Source organism: Paraburkholderia sprentiae WSM5005, assembly GCF_001865575.2.
Taxonomy (GTDB): Bacteria; Pseudomonadota; Gammaproteobacteria; order Burkholderiales; family Burkholderiaceae; genus Paraburkholderia; species Paraburkholderia sprentiae.
In genome coordinates, this window is record NZ_CP017561.2 from 1,490,553 (window position 1) to 1,507,418 (window position 16,866).

Genomic DNA, 16,866 nt, shown 5'->3' on the forward strand with positions numbered 1-16,866 from the left:
CTCTTGAATGCCGGCGCGCGCATGACGGCCGGACGGTGACAACGACGCGCGGTTGCGCGGCGCGGTGAAACGCAAGGGCGGCAGCCCGTCGGGCATCATGCGCCGGACGCAGCCGCGGCGGATGCCGCCTTGCTCTTCTTTGCTTTCTTCTTCGAAGCCTTGGCGCCGGACGCGTCGGCCGGTGCGCTAGCTGCCGCGGCGGCCGGTGCGGTAGCGGCTGCCGCAGCGGATGCAGCGGCCTTGCCCTTCTTCGACTTCGACGGCTTCGCGGCCGAGGCGGGCGCAGCCGGGGCGGGCGCCGCCGTCGTGGTAGCGGGCGCGGCGGCGGTGGTTGCCGCGGGCGTGGCCGGAACCGTCTTCGTGGCCGCCGTTCCGGCCGGCTTGGTCGACGTCTTCGCGCCGGTCGGCGGCGCCGACGAGCCGTTGATCGTGAGCCCGGCTGCTTCGAGGTTCTCGACCGATTTCTGCCCGATGCCTTTCACGCGCGCGGCGAGATCGTCGGCGTTCTTGAACGGGCCGTTTTTGGCGCGTTCGTCGACGATCGCTTTCGCATGCACGGGGCCGATGCCCTTGACCGATTCGAGCGCGGCCTGATCGGCGGTATTGACTTCCACGGCCGCGGCAAATCCGGCCGACAGCGACAAAGCCACAGCGACGCAAAGCATCAAAAGCTTTTTCAGCATGGCAAGCACTCCATTGAGGGCAAAAAAGTTAGCCGGGAACGGACGACGCATCCTGTCAGCGGGCGCTGCGTTTAAGGATAGGACAAATCGCAGGCCCGATTCGAGATCGCGGACGAGTTATACCGATCGATCGATGACAAGTAAATCGGGCAAACAATATTTAAAGCTTTTACGACCGATGCAATCCAGGTGAATGAATCGATCGATCTCGGTCGCGATAAATCGCCCGCGAAACCATTGCACGCGTCGATCAGCTGCAATGGGCACCGCCCGACCGAGGCGCTGTGCGCTGCCTTCAAACCGCCGAATCCGCCCGCGCGCCCGCGCCCGCACGCAGATGCCGCTGACTCACCACTTGCCAGTACACGAGCAGGCCGACCCCGGCAATCGCCAGACTCGCGGTATTGGCAACCCAGAAGCCGCGCGCGCCGGTCAACCACGGCGGCGTGAGGCCGGTCGTATCGAAGCCGAGCGCGTAGCCGCCGCCGAGCCCGACGCCCCACAGCGCCAGCGCATAGATGACGGTCGGCACGACCGCGACCTTGTAGGCGCGCAGCACGAACGCGGTCGAAATCTGCAACGCGTCGAACAGGTGATAGCCAGCGACGATCAGCACCAGCGGCAACGCCTTCGCCGCTACCTGCGCGTTCGTCGTATAGCCGTCGACGATGTACGGCCGCAGCACCAGCACGAGCGCGCCATAACAGCACGCGATCGCGACTGCCATCGCGATGCCGTGACGCGACAGCGTGCGCGCCGCCTGCGGCCGATGTGCGCCGAGCGCCTGCGCGACCAGCGTCGACGATGCGATGCCGATCGATAGCGGCGTCATGTACAACACGGCGCCGATGTTGCCGGCGATCTGATGCCCGGCGAGCGTCGTCGTGCCGAGCCGCGCGATGAAAAGCGCCATGAATGTGTACGACGTGACCTCGATCAGATACGACAGCCCCATCGGAATACCGAGCCGCAGCAGCGCGGCCTGGCGCTTCCAGACCGGCCAGCAGAAACGCGTGAAGATACCGAGCGCCTTGAAATCGTCGACGCGCACGAGCAGCAGCATGCCGAGCGCCGCGAGCCCCCAGTTGAGCAGCGTGCTCGCGAGCGCGCAGCCCGGGCCGCCCAGCGCGGGCACGCCGAAGCCGCCGAAAATGAACCAGCTGTTGAGCGGAATTTTCAGCAGCAGCGCGGCGATCTGCAGGAACATCACGAGCCGCGGTTTGCCGAGCGCATTGGCAACCGAGCCGTAGACCCGGAAGGCGAGGCCGGCCGGCAGCCCGAACGCGAGAATCCGCAGATACGCGAGCGTGCGCTCGTGCAGCGCGTCGGGCACGCGCGACAACGCCAGAAGCGGCCCCGGGAAGAACAGGATCAGAAAGCCGATCACGGTCAGCGCGGCGGCAAGCCACCATGACTGACGCACCTCTTCGCCGATCTCGCCGTAACGGCGCGCGCCGTACAGTTGCGCGGTGATCGGCTGCAGCGCGGTCAGGATGCCGGTCAGACCGATGTAGACCGAGACGTAGATCGACGAGCCGAGGCCGAGCGCGGCAAGATCGACGGCCGAGTAGCGCCCGACCATCGCCGTGTCGATCACGCCAAAGGCGATGATGGCCAGCTGGCCGATCAATACGGGCCACGCGAGCGCGGCGATTTTCCGTACATCGGCGAACATCGTCAGTCGAGCTTCTTGCGCCAGTTGCGACGCTTGCCGGGCGGCGGCTTTGGACGGTCGATGCGCACGTACAGGCGGAAGCGCTCGTCGCGGTCGGCGGCGCGGCGGCCTTCCCACACCAGCTTCCAGGTGTAGTCGGGCATCGCGCTCGGTTCGCCGTAGTCCTGCGAATCCTGACGCAGGATCACGTCGCAATCCTGGTCGAACGAGAAGTGCATATCGCCGAAGTAGGCGAACGTCGCGATCTGCGCATTGCCGAGGCGCACCGGCGCAATGCATGTGTAGTCATCGGGCAAGTGGTTTGCGATCTGCTGCGCGACGTCGCGATAGGTTCGGCTGTAGTTGACGACCGGCAGCCACAGCGTCATCAGCAGCACCCACATCAGCGTCGTGCCGGCGCTCGACAGCACGACGCTGCGCCACAACACCTTCGGATGACGCGCGAGGCGCCAGCGCACCAGCAGGAACCAGCACACGGTCACCGCGACCGCGCACGCGAACGACAGAATCTTGAACTGAGGCACGAAGCCGGGCGCGAGCCGCGCAAGATTGCGCGCGAGCGGGTGAGGAAAGCCGGTCAGACCCGCCACATACACGAGCCACACGAAGCTGCCGAGGATCGTGAAGCTCAGCAGCGCGAACCAGTCGATCGCGTTGATCGCGCCGCGCTTGAGCGTCGGCAGCGCGAACGTGGCGAGCACGGCGAGCGGCGGCAGTAGCAGCATGTAGAGTCGGTTCGACTGATGGCTTTGCAGCACGACGAGCACGAACAGCGGTCCGATTACCGACAGTGGAATCGCCACATGCGGCGCGCGCCGCAATCCCTTCCAGCTGAACCACGCCCACAGCGCGAGCGGCCAGGCGGGCCAGGTGAAGAGCGGCAGGTTCTTCAGCGCATACGCGGCGACCGAGCCGGGTGGGCCCATGAACGAGTTCACGCTTACGTGCAGCCACTGGTTCAGATACCAGACGGCGTCGTCCGGGAAAGCGGCGAGCGCGATGATCGGCCACGACACCGCGAGCGCGAGCGCGACCGGCAGACCGGCGAGCAGCAGCCAGCGCGAACGCGTTTCGCGTACGATTAGCGTCATCGCCAGCGTGCCGAGCAGCAGTGCGCCGACTAGCACCGGGCTGCTCGCGAGTGTGACGAGGCCCATCGCGAGACCCCAGACCAGCGCGCCCTGGATCGGTTTGTCGATCATGCGCACGAGGCCGTACACGAGCATCGCGATGCAGACGAACTGCGCGAGCTGCGGCGTGGTTTCGTGGCCGCGCTCGGCGAGGCCGAAGCACGCGAGCAGGATCAGCAGGGCGCCATCGGCCAGCGTGCGGCCATAGTCGCGCGGTTCCGGCTCGCCGCCGAACGCGTACTTGAACGGCTGAACTTCGGCGCGCCGGCCGAGCAGATACGCTGCGTACCAGACGAACGCGCAGCCCGCGCAGAACAGCAGGCCCGTGAATACGCGCGACGCGTTGCTCGCGTCGACCCATGGCGCGAGGACGCGGATCGCGCTTGCGCCGAGCCAGTAGCCGAGCGGGCCGTCCTCGGTCAGATATTTGCCGACGAGATTCGGCAACAGCCAGTCGTGCGCGCCGCCGTTGGCCATCGTCCACATGACACCGAAGCCGGCTGCGTCCTCGTTCTTCCACGGATCGCGGCCGAACAGGCCGAACGAGGCGTAGACGATACAGATGGCCAGCAGGAGCCAGCGCGGCAACGCACTGGTCGCAGAGGCGGTGAGGCGAACGACAGGTCTCATGCGGTGTGTGAAGTGTGGAGGATCGATGCAGCCGCGGCGGCCCGGCGGGTCAGCGCGGCAGGGCCAGTTTCGAGCATCCGGCATTGTAGTCGTGCCGTGCGATACGCGTCACGGCCGGTAACGCGCGGCAACGTCAATGGACAAGCTGTAACGCGGTGTCGCGACAGCGCGGAGTGTTGATGCCGGACCGAGGCGTCGCGGGGGCGTGCGACCCAGCGGCTGCACAAGCACAGGCGACAAAAAAGGGCAGCTCGCGCTGCCCTTTCCGTTTGCTCCGCTGCCGGCCGGAAGCCGGCACCGTTGCGGTATTACTTCACTGCCTTGCCCGAAGCGCGCGTGCCGAACTTCTTGTTGAACTTCTCGACGCGGCCGGCCGTGTCCATGATCTTTTGCTGGCCGGTGTAGAACGGATGCGATTCCGACGACACTTCGATCTTCGCGAGCGGGTAGCTCTTGCCGTTGAACTCCGCGGTTTCGCGCGTCTGGATGGTCGAGCGCGTTACGAACCTGAAGTCGTTCGACATGTCGACGAACAGGACTTCGCGGTATTCCGGGTGAATGCCTTCTTTCATGGTCTTTCCTTTAATCTGGCGGTAGCCAACCCGCGTGCAGCCTAGTATTAGACTGCCTTCAGGCGCGAGCCACTTGCCTACGGTCGAAAAACCGCAATTATGCCAGAGAATCAGTCGCTTGACGATTTTTCTGCCAGCGGATTCTATTCAGGCGCAAGCGCTCCGTTCGCGGCGTCTCAAACCGGCGCGAACGTCAATCCCACGCGCGCCGGATCCTGCCGGTAGTAGCGTGCGAGCAGTCGGTACAGTTCCGGATACTCCGCCTCGAAGGCCTGCGGCTTCACGAACAACGCCTCGCTGCACACGGCAAAAAATTCCGACGGATGGTCCGCCGCATACGGGTCGATCAGCGATTCGCGCTCGAAACGCGCCCAGCGTCGCTCGGGCACCGCGTCGACTTTCGCGCAAAAGTGATCGTACGCATGATCGAACACGTCGGCCCATGCCTGCGTATCGAGCGGCGCATGCCAGCGGCGCATCAGCGGCGGGTGGCCATCCGCTTCGCCGTTCAGCATGTCGATCTTGTGCGCGAACTCGTGAATCACGACGTTGTATGCGTCGCCGCCGTCGGTCATCTGCGCGTCTTCCCACGACAGCACCACCGGGCCGCCTTCCCACGCTTCGCCGCTTGCGTCGTGTTCGATCTCGTGCACGACGCCGTCTTCGTCTTCGACGGTCTTGCGGATCACGAATTCGCCCGGATAGACGATCACGCCGACCCAGCCGCGATACAGATCGAGGCTCAAGTTCAGCACCGGCAGGCACGCCTGCGCGGCGATGCTGACCGTCATCGCATCGGTCAGTTCGAGCTCGTGCGCCGTCGAGAACTCCTTTTGCGCAATGAAGAGACTCGCCAGCTCGCGCAGCCGGGCGAGATCGTGAGCTTCCAGATGCGTGAGAAATGGCAGCCCCGCAAGCGTCGCCTGCCACAAGGAATCGTCGATCGCGTAGTCACGCAGCGTGCGCTCGCGGCGGCGCATGCCCAGCCAGTTCGTGAATTTCGACAGCATGCTTGAGTCCACCTTCAGTCGATCTGTTTTTGCCACGCGGCGAACAGGCCGCCGCATATCGCGACGCCAATCAGAAAATAGAAGCCGTCGACCGACGCGAGGAAACTCGCCTGCTGCGCGACCGACCGGCTAATCGACGCGATCGCGAGCGCGTGGACGTCGCTCGTCGCATGACCGGCGGCGGCGAAGCCGCGGGCCAGCGTCGCAAGCGTGTTCCGGTAGACCGGATTGTACGGATTCACGGACTCCGCCAGGCGACTTTGATGCAGCGCGAGCCGATGCTGCTCGATGATGATCACCGAGGCGGTCGCAAAGGAGATCGTCAATTGCCTCACGATGTTTTTCAACCGGTAGCCGTGCGTGAACTCCTCGATCGCGAAGATGCGGAACGTCAGATTCGCGACCGGCAGCACGATGAACAGCAACAGCAGGCCGCGCAGCAGCAGTGGCACGACGAGCGCCGCCTCGCCGACCTCGGGCGACATGCGCGTCATCCACGCGGCGGTGAACGCGGCAAGCGCGAAACCCGGCACGATGATCCACTTCTTGCGCGGCAGCAGCTTCGCGTAGCGCAGATAGACGAACAGCGCACTCGCCGAAATCAGCGACGTCGCACCAACCAGTCGCCCGGTGTTCTCGACCGGATAGCCGAGGCCGCCTTCGAGAAAGCGCGAAATCAGATAACTGAACACCGTCGTCATGTAGTAGTAGAACATGTACAGCACGATGCCGACCTGGAACACCTTCTCGCGCAATGCATGTAGGCGCACGAGCGGCGCGGGGTGATGCCACTGGTGATACACGAACCAGCCGAGCGCGGCGCTGCCCGCCACCGTCAGCACGATCAGCGCCGGCGACGCACTGAACAGCTCGAAGCGTACTTGCTGCATGACGATCTGCAGCGCGCCTTGCGCAAATGCGAAGATCAGGTACGGCCAAAAATGCGCGGAGCCGCGTTCCTCGGGCAGCCGATTGCCGACCTCGGGCAGCGCCAGCAGCGCGAACACCGCGAACAGCACGCCGGCGGGCAGCGTGCACGCGAACAACGCGCGCCAGTCGAAATAGCCGACCAGTTGTCCGCCGACGAGCGGCGCAAGCGCGCTCGCGAATACGATCAGCAGCAGGAACGCGCGCGTGGCCGCGGGCCGCTGCTGCGTCGTGAAACTCATCTGGATCAGGATGCGGCAGGTGCCCATCATCGGGCCGATGAAGTAGCCTTGAAAGCCGCGCGCGAACGCTAGTTCGATCGACGATTCGCTGAGTGCCGCGGCGGCCGCGCCGGCCGAATAGAGCAGCATGCAGCCGGCCACATAACGTCGGTAGCCGAAACGCTCGACCCACCATTCCTGCTGCAAGATGCCGAGCACCGCCGCGACCGCATAGGCGCTGGACGCCCACACCAGCTCGTCCGGCGATGCATTGACGCCACCGGCGATATAGCTGGCGAAAAACGAGAAGATCGCGTTGTCGAAATAGTCGAGACCGGTGATGACCGCGAGCACCCACGGGAAAAAGTCGCCGCGCAGCTTATCGACGCTGAACCATGCGGCGCGGAACGAGCCGGGGTTCATGACGATTTGGCCGATGTGACGGTGCGGGATTTGCCTGTGCGCTTGCTGCGCGCCGTGGCGGGTTTTTCAGCCGCGCCGGTCTGTCGGGCGCGCGCGCGCCGACGCTGTTCGAGCAATTGGTCGGCGTTTTCGCCGGCGAGGCGTCGCTCCAGATAGTCGAGGTCGGGGACCAGTTCGGCGCGCAATGCCTGTGCTTCTTTCAGTTCGCGGCGCACCGCTTCGATGCGGGCGTCGAGCGCTTGCACCTGCTTGGCGATCGCGTCGCGAATCTGCTGCAGCGATTCGGTCGAAAAACGATGACCGCCTTCGACCGGTTCGAGCGGCCGCTTCAGCATTTCGGTGATGCTATGCAGCGAGAAACCGAGCGAGCGCAAGCGCAGAACGCGCGCGAAGCGCTTCAGGTCTTCCTCGTCGTACAGACGGTAGCGGCCTTCGCTGCGGGTCGGCGACACGAGGCCGCGTTCCTCGTAGTACTTCAGCGTGCGCGGTGTGACGCCGAGACGGTCGGCGGCGTCGCGCACGGTCAATAGCGCGGGGGAGTCCTTCGGCATGGCGGTGACGGCAGGGGTGAATTGTCGGCATTGTACTGCAACGTGTACGTTAACGTTCACGTTGAGGCGGCGCACCGCTTCGGGCGGAGGGGACGATGGACGAAAAAAAACCGCTCGCAATTTGCGAGCGGTTTTTCATGCGGTTTAGTTGCCGGCTAATGCAGCCAGCATGGACGTCGCGTGTTAGCTGCCGCCACCACGACGCATCATGTCGAAGAACTCGGAGTTGCTCTTCGTCTGGCGGATCTTGTCGAGCAGGAATTCCATCGACTCGACTTCGTCCATGTCGTGAATGAACTTGCGCAGCACCCAGATCTTCTGCAGCACTTCCGGCTTGATCAGCAGTTCTTCACGGCGCGTGCCCGACTTGTTCAGGTTGATCGACGGGTAGACGCGTTTCTCGGCGAGACGGCGCTCGAGGTGCACTTCCATGTTGCCTGTGCCCTTGAACTCTTCGTAGATGACGTCGTCCATGCGGCTGCCGGTTTCGATCAGCGCCGTGCCGATGATGGTCAGCGATCCGCCTTCCTCGATGTTGCGGGCCGCGCCGAAGAAGCGCTTCGGGCGCTGCAACGCGTTCGCGTCGACACCGCCCGTCAGCACCTTGCCCGAGGCCGGCACGACGGTGTTGTAGGCGCGCGCGAGACGCGTGATCGAGTCGAGCAGAATCACGACGTCGTTCTTCATTTCGACGAGGCGCTTGGCCTTCTCGATCACCATTTCGGCGACCTGCACGTGACGTGCGGCGGGTTCGTCGAACGTTGAGGCGATCACTTCGCCGGCCACTGAACGCTGCATTTCCGTCACTTCTTCCGGGCGCTCGTCGATCAGCAGCACGAACAGCACGACGTCGGGATGGTTCTGCTTGATCGCGTGCGCGATGTGCTGAAGCATCACGGTCTTGCCCGACTTCGGCGACGCGACGAGCAGCCCGCGCTGGCCCTTGCCGATCGGCGCGATCATGTCGATGATGCGGCCGGTCACGTTCTCTTCGCCGCGCATTTCGCGCTCGAGCAGCAGCACCTTGTTCGGGTGCAGCGGCGTCAGGTTTTCGAACATGATCTTGTGCTTCGAGGCCTCCGGCGGCTGGCCGTTGACCTTATCCACCTTCACCAGCGCGAAATAGCGCTCGCCGTCTTTCGGCGTGCGCACTTCGCCTTCGATCGTGTCGCCCGTATGCAGGTTGAAGCGGCGGATTTGCGACGGGCTGATGTAGATGTCATCCGTGCTGGCGAGGTAGGAGGTTTCCGGCGAACGCAGGAAGCCGAAACCGTCCGGCAGCACTTCGAGGGTGCCGTCGCCGAAGATCGTGTCGCCCGCTTTGGCTCGTTTTTTTAGAATGGCGAACATCAATTCCTGCTTGCGCAGGCGGTTCGCGCTCTCGATCTCGAGGCCATTGGCCATCTCGATCAATTGGGAGACGTGCTGAGTCTTAAGCTCGGATAAATGCATACGGAGAACCCGCAGGAGAAGGTGCGACGAAATGAAATCTGGGAGGAGGGTGAGCGGAGCGCTCAAAGACTTACACGTCTGTTCGACGTTTTGTGGATTCTAGCATAGCACACGCCAATTTCCGCCAGTGCGGCGGCGTGGCATCTTTGTCGTCAAGCGTGTTGCCGGCTGACAACACGTTTGACCGGCGGGCGCGACGGTTTGCTTACCTGATGCGCCCGCTTCTCGAGCGGGTTGTGGCGCGCTGCTGCTTTACAGGTTGCCGTCGAGGAACGCGGTGAGTTGCGACTTCGACAGAGCACCGACCTTCTGCGCCGCGACCGCGCCGTTCTTGAACAGGATCAGCGTGGGGATGCCGCGCACGCCGAACTTGACCGGCGTGGACTGATGCTCGTCGACGTTGATCTTCGCCACTTGCAGGCGATCGGCGTAATCCTTCGCGACTTCGTCGAGGATCGGCGCGATCATCTTGCACGGACCGCACCATTCGGCCCAGAAATCGAGCAACACGGGTTTATCGGATTTCACGACGTCCTGTTCGAATGATGCGTCGCTGATATGCTTGATTTGTTCGCTCATTTATGAATACCTCTGTCGGTTCGAGGCCCGCCTGAATTGCTCGCCACGATACGTCAAAAACCGGGAAATTTCCGTTCGCTTTCCGCATCCAGAGCCTCGCCGCGCACGTCTGTGAATATCGGAAAAACCACCTGAAAAAAGCGCCGGATTTTCACGAATGTGCGGAAAGCGTCATGTTTGCGGGTCTTCCAACTGGCAGTGTAGCTTAATTCGCTATGCGTTGCCGATGGCGATAGTACTGGTTAGGGCAGTGGGGCTAATGCGCCGCCGCGGCAGCGTCGGCCGGTTTCTGCGGCTGCCGGATGCCGCGTTGAAAGCTAGATGGTAGCGGGCCCGGCGAACTCAAGTGCCGCGCGTGGCGGGCGTCGCCGCGCTTGCCGGCAGAGCGCGAGGCGGCGCGCAGGAAGCGCGCAAAAAGCGGCGCGATGCAGTCCGAACCGGCGCGTCCTCCGCTTTGCGCGGATCAACAGTCGCACAATGTGCGCGGCAATGATAGAATCTTTCGTGACGGGCCTCCTCGCATGGAGGGATGGTCAATCTGGTCAGGTCGGGAACGAAGCAGCCACAGCCGTTTTCCACCAGTGCCGAGGGTCGGGCTCGTCACCTTCCTTTGTTGTTCTTTCTTCGCGGCCGTTTTCACGGTTTCTCTGCAGCTTCCCCACAGTCATTCCCAGCTTCCGCATTGATCGCTCGCCGCGTTTTGACGCAGCATCAGCGTGGCCGCGTGGCGCTCTCGTGCGTCTTCCTGAATCGGTTTTGCGCGGCATTGTTACTGATACAATTTCCGGATGACCTATCAAGTTCTCGCACGCAAATGGCGGCCGAAGGATTTCGCTTCGCTCGTCGGACAGGAGCACGTGGTGCGCGCGCTCACCCATGCGCTCGACGGCGGCCGTCTGCACCATGCGTATTTGTTTACGGGTACCCGCGGCGTCGGCAAGACTACGTTGTCGCGCATCTTCGCGAAGGCGCTCAATTGCGAGACCGGCGTGACGTCGACGCCGTGCGGCGTGTGCCGTGCGTGCCGCGAGATCGACGAAGGGCGCTTTGTCGATTACGTCGAGATGGACGCGGCGAGCAATCGCGGCGTCGATGAAATGGCCGCGCTGCTCGAGCGCGCGGTGTACGCGCCCGTCGATGCGCGCTTCAAGGTCTACATGATCGACGAAGTGCACATGCTGACGAACCACGCGTTCAACGCGATGCTGAAGACGCTCGAAGAGCCGCCGCCGCACGTCAAGTTCATCCTCGCGACGACCGACCCGCAGAAGATTCCGGTCACCGTGCTGTCGCGCTGTCTGCAGTTCAATCTGAAGCAGATGCCGGCCGGCCATATCGTGTCGCATCTCGAACGCATCCTCGGCGAAGAGGGCGTGCCGCACGAGGCGCAGGCGCTGCGCCTGCTCGCGCGCGCGGCCGACGGGTCCATGCGCGACGCGCTGTCGCTGACCGATCAGGCGATTGCCTATTCGGCGAATCAGGTCAGCGAAGACGCGGTGCGCGGCATGCTCGGCGCGCTCGACCAAAGCTATCTGATCCGATTGCTCGACGCGCTCGCGCAGGGCGACGGCGCGGCGGTGCTGTCTGTCGCCGACGAGATGGCATTGCGCAGCCTGTCGTTCTCGACGGCGCTGCAGGATCTGGCGAGCCTGCTGCATCGGATCGCGTGGGCGCAGTTCGCGCCTTCGTCGGTGCTCGACGAATGGCCGGAGGCCGCCGATTTACGCCGCTTTGCCGATGCGTTGAGCGCCGAGCAGGTGCAACTGTTCTATCAGATCGCGACCATCGGCCGAAGCGAACTCGGCCTCGCACCCGACGAATACGCGGGCTTCACGATGACGCTGCTGCGCATGCTCGCGTTCGAGCCGGCGCCGACAGACGGCGGTGGTGGAGCGGCGGGAGCCGCCGGCACGCAGACCGGTGCGGCCAGCGCCGGTGTAAAGCGCTCCGGTGCGCCGACCGTGGCGGCACTGCGCGCGCTGTCGCCGTCGTCCGCAACGGCCATGGCCGCAGCCACACCGGATGGTGAACCGCCGGTTGGCGTGGTCGTCGAGGGCCACGGCGATGCGACGAAATCCACCGCGCAGCTTGCTATGCCGATTGCGAAGCCCGCAGCCGACCCCGTGCAAGACAACGTAGCGCGGCCATCGCTCGAAGTCGAAGCCGCGCGCACGACGGTCCGGTCGCCTGCCGCCACCGCACGCCCGCTGGCGCCGTGGGAAGACGCGCCCGAGAACGATGGCGCCAGAATCGCCAGTTCGAGCGCGCCGGTCTCGAACGAAGTTGGCGACACCGACCCTGCGTCGGCATCGAGCGCGCCTGCCACTGCCGCACCGGCGCGCGCGGAGCAAGCCGCGTCGCCAGAGCCGGAGCCGCGGCAGGAACTGGCGACGACCGCTTCAGCGGCGGCGGAGCCGACCGCAGCCGACCCCGCGCCGCGCCGCCCCGGCGGCGCCACCGCCGCGCTCGACGTGCTGCGCAACGCAGGCATGAAAGTATCGTCCGATCGTGGCCGCGCAAATACCGCCACCGCCGCGCCCGGCACGTCGACACGCGCCGCGCCGCGCGTGATCGTGCCTGTGCCGACGCCTGCCGTGCCGCGCCGCGCGTCGCAAGAGCCGGCCGCGCATGCTGCGCTCGCCGCCAACGCAAACAACGGCATCAGCAGCAACGCGCAAGAGCACAGCGCGTCGCTCCCACCTTGGGACGACATGCCGCCTGACGACTACATGCCGCTATCGGCCGCGGACGATGCCTACTTCATTCCGCCAGACGAAAATTTCGTGCCGGTCTTCGACCGCGGCCCCGACGACGTCCGGATGGACGGCCCGGCCGGGCAGGCCGCCGCGCCCGCGCCGGTCGTCGATACGCGGCCGCTGCCGCCAGCCGTGCCGCTCGATCCGCTCGGTTTCACCGGCGACTGGCCCGCGCTCGCCGTCGATCTGCCGCTGAAAGGCATCTCGTATCAGCTTGCGTTCAACAGCGAACTGATGGCGCTCGAGGGCAGCACGCTGAAGTTGAACGTGCCGGTGCCGCAATACGCTGAAGCGTCGCAAGTCGCTAAACTGAAGTCAGCGCTCGTCGAGCGGCTCGGCCAGAACGTCGACGTGCAGGTCGAAGTCGGCCCGGCGCGCCGTACCGCCGCCGCGCACGACGCGAAGCTGCGCGCGCAACGCCAGCAGGAAGCCGAGCGCGAGATCAGCGCCGATCCGTTCGTGCAGTCGCTGATTCGCGAGTTCGGCGCGAGCATCGTGCCGGGCTCGATCCGCCCGATTACGCCCGACGCCGCGCCGAACGGCGCGTCGCCGGCGGCTTGATTCATCGTTCGCGGCGTCGTCGCAGCGCGGCGCCGGAATACCCGATTTCACGCTATCTAGAAGGAGCACGTCCATGATGAAAGGCCAACTCGCCGGGCTGATGAAACAAGCCCAGCAGATGCAGGAAAACATGAAGAAGATGCAGGAGCAACTCGCGCTGATCGAAGTCGAGGGGCAGTCGGGCGCCGGTCTCGTCAAGGTGACGATGACCTGCAAGAACGACGTGCGCCGCGTGTCGATCGACCCGAGTCTGCTCGCCGACGACAAGGACATGCTGGAAGATCTCGTCGCCGCTGCGTTCAATGATGCCGTGCGCAAGGCCGAGGCGACCGCGCAGGAAAAGATGGGCGGCATGACCGCCGGCCTGCCGCTGCCGCCGGGCTTCAAGCTGCCGTTCTAAGCCCGCGCACCTGATAGCGGGCTCGAGCGGGCAAGCGCCGCGGCGGTGATCGCCCCGGTGTCAGCGCAAACGCTCGCTGGCCGCGCGCCGCGCGCAGGCTGGCAACGTCGAAAGCGCAGCCCGGTTCGAGCTCTGCCCCCGCATCCAAATTCGCCTACCCGGGCACCACCCACGTCGACGCCGATCCGCATGAAACAACCTTCCGCCCTGTCGGCGCTCGTCGAAGCGCTGCGCGTGCTGCCCGGTGTCGGGCCGAAGTCCGCGCAACGCATGGCGTATCACCTGATGCAGCACGATCGCGAAGGCGCCGAAAAGCTGGGCCGCTCGCTGCTGTTCGCGACCGAGCATCTGCGTCACTGCGAAAAGTGCAACACGTTTACCGAGGCGCAGATCTGCGAGGTGTGCCTCGATGAGGCGCGCGATCCGTCGCTGCTGTGCGTCGTCGAGACGCCGGCCGACCAGATCATGCTCGAACAGACGATGACCTATCGCGGCCTCTATTTCGTGCTGATGGGGCGGTTGAGTCCGCTCGACGGCATCGGCCCGAAGGAAATCCATTTCGACCGGCTCGTGAAGCGCGCGTCGGACGGCGTCGTCAAGGAAGTCGTGCTGGCCACCAATTTCACCAACGAAGGCGAGGCCACCGCGCATTACCTCGGGCAGACGCTGAAGGCGCGCGGCCTCGTCGTGACGCGTCTCGCGCGCGGCGTGCCGGTGGGCGGCGAGCTCGAGTATGTCGACGCGGGCACGATCGCGCGCGCGATGCTCGACCGTCGTTCGATGTAGCCACGCGACGTCCGTTGCCGGCCGCAGTCGCCGTGCACGCACGCGTCGCCATTTCTGGCCGACAAAGGAGACTCATGAGCGCCACCCCCGAATCAGGCGCGAGCGCCGCACCGCACGACGCGCGCGGTCCGCTCGCCGGTGTCAAGGTGCTGGAGCTCGGCACGCTGATCGCCGGGCCGTTCGCCGCGCGTTTTCTCGGCGAATTCGGCGCCGACGTCATCAAGATAGAAGACCCCAAAGGTGGCGACCCGCTGCGCAAATGGCGCAAGCTGTATCCGGAAGTCGGTGGTACGTCGCTGTGGTGGGCCGTGCAGGCGCGCAACAAGAAGTCCGTCACGGTTAACCTGAAAGCCGAAGAGGGCAAGCAGATCGTGCGGCGCCTCGCGAAAGAGGCCGATATCGTCGTCGAGAATTTCCGCCCCGGGCTGCTCGAAAAGCTCGGGCTCGGCTACGACGTGCTATCCGCCGAAAACCCCGGTCTCGTGATGGTGCGTCTGTCGGGCTACGGCCAGACCGGACCGTATCGCGACCGCCCGGGCTTCGGCGCGATCGCCGAGTCGATGGGCGGTCTGCGCCATATCACCGGCTATCCGGATCTGCCGGCGCCGCGCATCGGCATTTCTATCGGCGATTCGATCGCCGCGCTGCACGGCGTGATCGGCGCGCTGATGGCGCTCCACTATAGGCAGGTGAACGGCGGCAACGGGCAAGTCGTCGACGTCGCGCTGTACGAGGCGGTCTTCAACATGATGGAAAGCGTGGTGCCCGAATACGGCGTGTACGGCATGGTGCGCGAGCGTACCGGCGCGTCGCTGCCGGGCATCGTGCCGTCGAACACTTATCCGTGCCGCGACGGCAGCATCGTGATCGGCGGCAACAGCGATCCTATCTTCAGGCGCCTGATGATCGCGATCGAACGCGACGATCTCGCGAACGATCTCGCGCTCGCGCATAACGATGGCCGCGTGCCGCGCACCCGGGAAATCGACGCGGCGATCGCCGCGTGGCTGTCCTCGCGCACGATTGACGAAGCGCTCGCGGTGCTGAACGCGGCCGATGTACCGGTGGGCCGCATCTACAGCGTCGCCGATATGTTCACCGATCCGCAGTTCATCGCGCGGCAGATGATCCAGCGGTTCAAGTGGCAGGACGGCAAGGAAATTACGCTGCCCACGGTCACGCCGAAGCTGTCGGCGACGCCCGGCGAGACGCGCTGGCTGGGGCCGGAACTGGGTGAACATACCGATGAAGTCCTGCGATCGCTAGGTTATGATGCTGACGGCATCGCGGGGTTGCGGGCGCAACAGATCGTCTGATGCGCACAGCGCAACGCACAGAGACAAGCGCGTAAAGCGCGGCACTGACGCACGGCGGCAAAAGCCGGACTACAAGAAATCTGGAGACAACGGACCATGCAACGCAGAACCTTCCTCGCCGGGGGTGCGGCACTCGCGGGCGCTTCGCTTGCGGCCGCACCGTTCGCTTTCGCCCAGGGCAAACCCGAGACCACCAAGGTGGCGATCGCGGTGGGCGGCAAGAACCTGTTCTACTACCTGCCGCTGACGATCGCCGAGCGCCGCAACTACTTCAAGGACGAGGGGCTCGAGGTCGACATTTCCGACTTCGCGGGCGGCTCGCAGGCGTTGAAGGCGGCAGTCGGCGGTAGCGCGGACGTGGTCTCCGGCGCGTTCGAACACACGCTGCTGTTGCAGGCGCAAAAGCAGATGTTCCGCGAATTCGTGCTGCAAGGCCGCGCGCCGCAGATCGTGCTCGCGGTGTCGAAGAAGACGATGCCAAACTACAAGTCGATTGCCGATCTGAAGGGCAAGAAGATCGGCGTGACCGCGCCAGGTTCGTCGACGGCGATCATGGCGAGCTTCGTGCTCGCGAAAGCAGGTCTCAGTCCGAAGGACGTCGCGTTCATCGGCGTGGGCGCGGGTGCCGGCGCGATCGCCGCGCTGCAGTCCGGGCAGATCGACGCGATCGCCAATCTCGATCCGGTCGTCACGCGCCTCGAGCGCGCGGGCGACGTGCGCGTCGTGTCGGATACCCGCACGCTCGCCGATACGCACACCGTATTCGGCGGCGACATGCCGGCGGGCTGCCTGTACGCGTCGCAGTCGTTCATCACGAAGAATCCGAACACCACGCAGGCGCTCACCAATGCGATGGTGCGCGCGCTCAAGTGGCTGCAGAACGCGAGCGGCAGCGAACTGATCAACACGGTGCCGGAGAGCTATCTGCTCGGCGACCGTGCGCTCTATCTCGACGCGTGGCAGCATGTGCGCGAAGCGATGTCGCCCGACGGCCTGATGCCCGCCGATGGTCCCGCGACGTCGCTGAAGACGCTGAAGGCGTTCGATCCGATGATCCAGAACGCGCAGATTGATCTGTCGAAGACGTGGACCAACGACTTCGTGAAGAAGGCGCTGACGACCGTCAAGGCGTAAAACGAAACGCGCGCGTAGGCGTATCGAACAGCACGTGGACAGTGCGATTCGCCGCGTCCA

General features: G+C 64.9%; 14 protein-coding genes and 1 other RNA gene. 6 read left to right on the forward strand and 9 right to left on the reverse strand.

All coding sequences use genetic code 11. From position 1 onward, the window contains the following. Positions 1 to 95: 95 nt before the first annotated feature. The 9 genes from BJG93_RS06855 to trxA form a co-directional block, all read right to left on the reverse strand. Positions 96 to 683 carry a ComEA family DNA-binding protein gene (locus BJG93_RS06855; RefSeq protein ID WP_027197571.1) on the reverse strand — a complete coding sequence of 196 codons (588 nt, stop codon included), beginning with the start codon at positions 681 to 683 and terminating at the stop codon, positions 96 to 98. A 295-nt stretch (positions 684 to 978) separates the two neighbouring features. Further along, on the reverse strand, positions 979 to 2,358 hold the full coding sequence (locus tag BJG93_RS06860; RefSeq protein ID WP_027197572.1) for an MATE family efflux transporter: 1,380 nt from the start codon (positions 2,356 to 2,358) through the stop codon (positions 979 to 981). A gap of 2 nt (positions 2,359 to 2,360) precedes the next feature. Beyond that, the gene (locus BJG93_RS06865) at positions 2,361 to 4,118 is read right to left on the reverse strand and encodes an ArnT family glycosyltransferase (protein ID WP_027197573.1); all 1,758 of its coding nucleotides are present in this window, start codon (positions 4,116 to 4,118) and stop codon (positions 2,361 to 2,363) included. A gap of 308 nt (positions 4,119 to 4,426) precedes the next feature. Beyond that, positions 4,427 to 4,690: a type B 50S ribosomal protein L31 gene (locus BJG93_RS06870; protein ID WP_027197574.1), complete on the reverse strand. Its 264-nt coding sequence runs from the start codon at positions 4,688 to 4,690 to the stop codon at positions 4,427 to 4,429. A 176-nt stretch (positions 4,691 to 4,866) separates the two neighbouring features. After that, entirely contained in the window at positions 4,867 to 5,700 is an 834-nt protein-coding gene (locus tag BJG93_RS06875) for a M90 family metallopeptidase (protein WP_027197575.1), read from the reverse strand. 14 nt (positions 5,701 to 5,714) lie between these two features. After that, the gene (locus BJG93_RS06880) at positions 5,715 to 7,271 is read right to left on the reverse strand and encodes an MFS transporter (protein ID WP_027197576.1); all 1,557 of its coding nucleotides are present in this window, start codon (positions 7,269 to 7,271) and stop codon (positions 5,715 to 5,717) included. Further along, complete coding sequence (locus BJG93_RS06885) at positions 7,268 to 7,822, reverse strand: MerR family transcriptional regulator (RefSeq protein ID WP_051374385.1); 555 nt, start codon at positions 7,820 to 7,822, stop codon at positions 7,268 to 7,270. Before BJG93_RS06885 ends, BJG93_RS06880 begins: the two co-directional genes overlap by 4 nt. A 183-nt stretch (positions 7,823 to 8,005) precedes the next feature. Continuing rightward, a complete protein-coding gene (gene rho, locus BJG93_RS06890) occupies positions 8,006 to 9,274 on the reverse strand; it encodes a transcription termination factor Rho (protein ID WP_027197577.1) in 1,269 nt (422 codons plus the stop codon). Positions 9,275 to 9,526: 252 nt separating this feature from the next. After that, positions 9,527 to 9,853, reverse strand: coding sequence for a thioredoxin TrxA (gene trxA, locus BJG93_RS06895; protein ID WP_013089343.1), 327 nt, complete (start codon positions 9,851 to 9,853; stop codon positions 9,527 to 9,529). A gap of 506 nt (positions 9,854 to 10,359) precedes the next feature. On the opposite strand from trxA, the gene ffs reads away from it, so the two are divergent. The 6 genes from ffs (at position 10,360) to BJG93_RS06925 (ending at position 16,806) form a co-directional block, all read left to right on the forward strand. After that, an RNA gene (gene ffs / locus BJG93_RS06900) (signal recognition particle sRNA small type) lies at positions 10,360 to 10,458 on the forward strand. A 183-nt stretch (positions 10,459 to 10,641) separates the two neighbouring features. Further along, a complete protein-coding gene (locus tag BJG93_RS06905; RefSeq protein WP_071336533.1) occupies positions 10,642 to 13,170 on the forward strand; it encodes a DNA polymerase III subunit gamma/tau in 2,529 nt (842 codons plus the stop codon). Positions 13,171 to 13,243: 73 nt separating this feature from the next. Next, on the forward strand, positions 13,244 to 13,570 hold the full coding sequence (locus BJG93_RS06910) for a YbaB/EbfC family nucleoid-associated protein (protein WP_027197578.1): 327 nt from the start codon (positions 13,244 to 13,246) through the stop codon (positions 13,568 to 13,570). Positions 13,571 to 13,759: 189 nt separating this feature from the next. Continuing rightward, positions 13,760 to 14,356 carry a recombination mediator RecR gene (gene recR / locus BJG93_RS06915; protein ID WP_027197579.1) on the forward strand — a complete coding sequence of 199 codons (597 nt, stop codon included), beginning with the start codon at positions 13,760 to 13,762 and terminating at the stop codon, positions 14,354 to 14,356. Between the two features lie 74 nt (positions 14,357 to 14,430). Then, on the forward strand, positions 14,431 to 15,672 hold the full coding sequence (locus BJG93_RS06920) for a CaiB/BaiF CoA transferase family protein (RefSeq protein ID WP_027197580.1): 1,242 nt from the start codon (positions 14,431 to 14,433) through the stop codon (positions 15,670 to 15,672). 96 nt (positions 15,673 to 15,768) lie between these two features. Beyond that, the gene (locus BJG93_RS06925; RefSeq protein WP_027197581.1) at positions 15,769 to 16,806 is read left to right on the forward strand and encodes an ABC transporter substrate-binding protein; all 1,038 of its coding nucleotides are present in this window, start codon (positions 15,769 to 15,771) and stop codon (positions 16,804 to 16,806) included. Positions 16,807 to 16,866: the final 60 nt, after the last annotated feature.